Below are 4,790 nucleotides of genomic sequence, written 5' to 3'. Positions count from 1 at the left end.
GCACGCCGCTCCCGGGTCGGTGCTCCGGTCGACGCCACGGGTACGCCGGCTCAGACGAGCGCGGTGACCAGCAGGGTGAAGGCCGCGACGATGACGGCGACCCGGACGTAGTGGTAGCGGTCCCAGCGGTTCGCCTGCTCCCGCCAGTCGGCGGGCCGGTTCTCGGCGGTCCAGGTCTTGCCCTGGTTGTTGATCGGGACGAGCAGCAGGATCGACATGACCACACTGACGAGCAGCAGCGCGCCGGCCGTGACGACCAGGCCGGTGCCGTGGTGGTGCCGGCCCATGACGGCCCAGACCGCGGCGAGGACGAGCGAGCCGATGTACCAGAACGGCATCACGGCGCCGAGCATTCGGCCCCCGTGGGCACGGGCGGCCACGAGGCTGTCGTCCGGGAGGCCGTTGAGGATCGGGTTGATGACGAAGGCCACGGAGAACTCCACCCCCACCATCAGACCGACGACCACCGTGGTGACGACCTCGAGTGCGTTGAGCATGATGACTCCTCCATCGATCTAGCGTTGCTAGCTGACGAGGCAACGTTAGTGCTACTGCCGCTCCATTGTCTAGCAGTGCTAGGATCGAATCATGTCGGTAAAGGAACGCAAGGAACGCGACCGGGCGGAGCGCGAACGCCTCATCGTGGCGACGGCCCGGGAACTCGCCGAGGCGCAGGGCTGGGACGCCGTCACCACCCGTCGGCTCGCCGAGCGCATCGAGTACAGCCAGCCCGTCCTCTACAGCCACTTCCGCGGCAAGCGGGAGATCATCGGCGCCGTCGCGCTGCAGGGCGCCGCCGAGATGGCCTCGGCACTGCGGGCCGCGACCGCCGCCGTGGACGGTCCTCGCGCCCGGGTCACCGCCCTCGCCCGCGGCTACCTCGACTTCGCCGAACGGAACCCGGCCGTCTACGACGCCATCTTCCAGCTCGACGGCGGCCTGGCCTTCGCGCACGAGGACACGCCCGAGCCGCTGAAGGACGCCTTCGCCGCCCTGCTGGAGAGCCTCGCCGAGGTCGCCGGCGACGGCGTCCACCCGGGCCTGTTCACCGAGCTGTTCTGGGCGGCCCTGCACGGACTGGCCACCCTGACCCGGGCGGGACGGCTCCCGCCGGCGGACACCGAGCGGCGGGTGGCGCTCCTGGTGGACCGGCTCGCCGTGGCCTGACCCGCCCGCCCCTCGGGCCCGCGCCCGCGGCGCGGCCCGAGGGCGACGCGCTCGGCCGTCAGCACCGGCCGCGCTCGGCTCAGTGACGCCGCTTCGCCCGCCCCGGCGGCCGGGGGCGGGAGCGCGGCGCCGGCCGCCGGTCCACGTCCCGGCTGCTCGCCACCACCGCGTACCCGAGGAGTCCGAGGCCGAGCGCGGTCGGGATGCCCCACAGCAGGCCGGTGTGCTCCCAGGAGGCCGCGTCCGCGAGCACCGGTCGCAGCGGGGAGTCGCCGCCGGGCATGTAGTACGCGCCGACCGGGGTGCCGCCGGGGCCCGGGCACGGGCCGACGGTGCGCACCGGCTCGGTGTCGCCGCCCGGCAGGTCCAGGTAGCACTGGCGGTAGCGGGTGCCGTGGCTACCGGTCTCGGTGTCCTCGTAGGCGACGTGCACGGTCCCGTGGGTGCCCAGGGCCATCACGGCCACCTCGCCCGTCGCCCCGGTCGCGTAGGTCAGCGCGAGGGTGCCCAGCACGTAGGCGACCTTCACCGCGCGCGGCGCGGTCCGCCGGCCGTAGACCAGCCGACGCACCGCCAGGAACCAGGCGGTGATCATCCCGATCGCCCCGAGCACCATCCCGATGCCCAGGTCGACGAAGCCCAGCAGCGCCTGGACCACGACCACCAGCAGCACCACGGACCAGCCCAGCACCGCCCGGCGCGGTGTGCGCGGGCGCAGCGGTACGCGCTCGCGCCCCTCCAGCGGCTTGGTGTCGCCGAGCGCGGAGCGGGTCAGCCCGTTGTCCGGGTCCAGGTGGCCGAGCCCGCGCAGCTTCAGCTGGGCGCGCAGCACCGCCCCGGGCCGACGGCTCGCGATCCGCCAGGCCTCGCCCACCCGCGCCACGTCCGCGACACCGGGCGGCCGGTCCGGGTAGCAGTCGGTGAAGCAGCGCAGCACGCTGCGGATCTGCGCGACGCCGTACGTGCTGCGGCTCAGCCCGTAGAGCCGGTCGAGGTCCCACCCGACCTTGGCGAGTTCCCTGCGCTGGGCCTCCGTCAGCTGCGGAAGCCCAGGTGAGTGCCATTCCTGTGGCGCGTTCATGGTGTGTCCCCCGTCCGTCCGTCGGCGGACCCTACCGCACGGCGCTCACCCGGCAGCGGGCCCCTCCGCACGCACACCGCCCGATCTCCCCTGACAGGAGGTGTCAGGGGACCGCCCCTACCCTGCGGCGCATGGACGACTACGCCTTCCGGCCCGGCCCCGGGGACCTGACCGGCCGCCACCCCGCCGCCCCGCTCCACGCCCTGCTCGCGGGCCCCGCCGCTGCGGGGTGCCGCGCATGAGCATCGTCGAACTGCGCCAGTACACCCTGTACCCGGGCGCCCGGGAGACCCTGATCGAGCTGTTCGAGCGGGAGTTCGTGACGGGCCAGCAGGCGGTCGGCATCACGGTCGGCGGTCGGTTCCGCGACCTGGACGACCCGGACCGCTTCGTCTGGCTGCGTGCGTTTCCCGACATGACGCACCGCCGGCGCGCGCTGGAGGCGTTCTACGGCGGTCCGGTCTGGCGTGCGCACCGCGAGGCGGCCAATGCCACCATGATCGACAGCGACGACGTGCTGCTGCTGCGCGGCCCCGGCTTCGCCCCGCGGCCGGGCGCCCGCGAGGTGGTCGCGACGGTCTGCCAACCCGCGGACGCCACCACCTTCGACGCCTTCGCCACCCGGCACCTCGCCCCGCAGCACGCCCTGCACCGCACCGAACCGGCCGAGAACGACTTCCCCCGACTGCCCGTCCGCACCGGGCTGGACGTCCGCGTCTGGTTCGGCCCGAGCGAGCTGCCGCCGTGGCCGATGCGACGCCTGCGGCTGGAGCCGGTGACCGCCTGACCCCGCCCGCCGACCTCGACGAACCGCGCGCGGCCGCACTCACCGGACGGCGGGCCCCGCTCTCAGCAGCCGCACGTACTGCCGGATGCGCAGGACGTCGTCGGGGAAGCAGCTGTCCCAGCCCTGGTCCAGCCGCATCCAGGCCGCGGGCTGCCCGTCCTCCGCGATCAGTGGCTGTTCCGGGTCGCCGATCGCGGCGTAGGAGAGGGACAGCGTCTCCGGCCACCCCGGGCCGAACGACCGCACCGCCACCGCGGCGGGCCGCTCCAACAACCGTGGCCGCAACCCGGTCTCCTCGGCCAGCTCCCGGGCCGCACCGTCCCGCGGACACTCGCCGAGCTCCACCTTGCCGCCCGGCGGGACCCACCCGCGCCACGGATGCCCGACCAGCACGATCTGCTCCAGGGCCGGATCCAGGACCCACACCTCGGCACCCAACGGCTCCACGGCGCCGACCAGCGCAGCGCGCAACCAGGCCCCGGCCCGGTCGAACTCCAGCGTCGCGCACCCGGCGTCGGCAACGGCAGCATCGAGCGGACGCTGCTCGAACACGCTACGGATCATGTCGACAGGCTAGGGACCGCCACCGACACCGCCGGGCGGCATCGGTGGGCGGCCGCACCGCCCCTCACCGCGGACAACACGGCACTCGCAGGCAAACCACCCGCCGACCGCGGCCCCCACCTCACGGGCTGGACCGCCAGGGCTCGAAGGACGGGGCGTGCGCTCATTCCGCGCTCTCCACCGCGTCCTCGACCACGGGGTCGACCGCGCCCGCCGCCGCAGCCCGGTCCGCCCGGATCCGCTCGATCAGGTCGTACACCTGCGCCGGGTCGTAGACGGTGATCGTCGCCGCGCTCCGGTCCTTCCCCCCGTCCTGGTCGAGGTACTCGGCCCGGCTGACGCCGTAGCGCGCCGCCAGCTCCGCGACCTCGCTCTTCGGCACCTGCCACAGGCGCGCCGGGCGGTCGGCCTGCCACCACTCCTCGGGGCACTCGAAATGCCGCTGGGAGATGGCCTCGTACTCCACCGGGATCCGCAGCGGGCCGAGTTGCCCGGTCAGCCAGTCGAGCAGCATCTCGGTCGACCCGCCCCACCCGGACTGGATGCTCCGCGGCGGGGCGCACTCGACCGGGCCGGCCGCGAGGTCGAAGTAGAGCAGCACCTTGATCGATCGGCGCTCCCCCACCCTCAGCTGCTCCTCGACCTTGACGAAGCGCAGCTCGGCCGACGGCACGGCGACACTGTGGAGGAAACGGGTGATGACGAGCCGGGGCGCCTCCCCCTCGGTACGGAACTCGACCGAGCGCACCGTGCGGGCCAGCGCGACGAACAGGGCGGACGCCGACCTCAGCAGGACGACCAGTACGGCGATCCAGACCAGCACCCAGGCGAGGCGCCAGTAGGAAGCCCGGTTCTCGACATGGGCGAGCTCCAGCGCGAGGAGCAGCAGGGGTGTCGCGACCAAGGCCGGGGCCAGCGCTTTGACGGCGAGCACCGAGCCCAGCTCTCCCGCCCGGCTGGGTACGAAGACCAACCGCTGGCCCGTCGCCCCGGGCTCCACCGCTCCCGCCAGTGGACCGGAGTCCTGAGTGACCATGCGTCAAGTCTAGTTTTTCGCAAGCGAATTGATAAGACCGACCGGCCCATGGATCCGTTGGGGCGCCTGACAGGAAGCCGCCCCGGGCCGCCCGCTGCCGCCCGTACCAGCGCAGCGCCACCGTCCAGGGCGTCCCGCAGGCCCGTTCGGCGTCC

At 73.7% G+C, this 4,790-nt stretch carries 6 protein-coding genes; 2 read left to right on the top strand and 4 right to left on the bottom strand.

The genetic code is table 11. The features are described 5' to 3' along the window. Nucleotides 1-50: 50 nt before the first annotated feature. Complete coding sequence (locus ACFW1A_RS38685; RefSeq protein WP_380418062.1) at nucleotides 51-497, bottom strand: anthrone oxygenase family protein; 447 nt, start codon at nucleotides 495-497, stop codon at nucleotides 51-53. 91 nt (nucleotides 498-588) lie between these two features. Here ACFW1A_RS38685 and ACFW1A_RS38680 point away from each other — a divergent pair, with 91 nt between their 5' ends. Next, nucleotides 589-1,167, top strand: coding sequence for a TetR/AcrR family transcriptional regulator (locus ACFW1A_RS38680; protein WP_380418060.1), 579 nt, complete (start codon nucleotides 589-591; stop codon nucleotides 1,165-1,167). Nucleotides 1,168-1,246: 79 nt separating this feature from the next. Here ACFW1A_RS38680 and ACFW1A_RS38675 read toward each other — a convergent pair whose 3' ends face one another. Next, the gene (locus tag ACFW1A_RS38675) at nucleotides 1,247-2,248 is read right to left on the bottom strand and encodes a hypothetical protein (RefSeq protein WP_380418058.1); all 1,002 of its coding nucleotides are present in this window, start codon (nucleotides 2,246-2,248) and stop codon (nucleotides 1,247-1,249) included. 238 nt (nucleotides 2,249-2,486) lie between these two features. Here ACFW1A_RS38675 and ACFW1A_RS38670 point away from each other — a divergent pair, with 238 nt between their 5' ends. Further along, on the top strand, nucleotides 2,487-3,035 hold the full coding sequence (locus tag ACFW1A_RS38670) for an NIPSNAP family protein (protein ID WP_380418055.1): 549 nt from the start codon (nucleotides 2,487-2,489) through the stop codon (nucleotides 3,033-3,035). Nucleotides 3,036-3,074: 39 nt separating this feature from the next. Here the strand turns inward: ACFW1A_RS38670 and ACFW1A_RS38665 are convergent, their stop codons facing one another. Together ACFW1A_RS38665 and ACFW1A_RS38660 are read right to left on the bottom strand one after the other, a co-directional pair. Beyond that, nucleotides 3,075-3,599, bottom strand: a complete 525-nt coding sequence (locus ACFW1A_RS38665; protein ID WP_380418052.1) for an NUDIX domain-containing protein — start codon at nucleotides 3,597-3,599, stop codon at nucleotides 3,075-3,077. Nucleotides 3,600-3,762: 163 nt separating this feature from the next. Next, nucleotides 3,763-4,635, bottom strand: a complete 873-nt coding sequence (locus ACFW1A_RS38660; RefSeq protein ID WP_380418049.1) for a hypothetical protein — start codon at nucleotides 4,633-4,635, stop codon at nucleotides 3,763-3,765. Nucleotides 4,636-4,790 lie beyond the last annotated feature (155 nt).

Origin of the sequence: Kitasatospora sp. NPDC058965 (assembly GCF_042741245.1) — a bacterium.
In the GTDB taxonomy this organism is placed as follows: domain Bacteria; phylum Actinomycetota; class Actinomycetes; order Streptomycetales; family Streptomycetaceae; genus Kitasatospora.
Note: the sequence above shows the minus strand (reverse complement) of the source record. Positions and strands in the feature narration are given on the sequence as shown.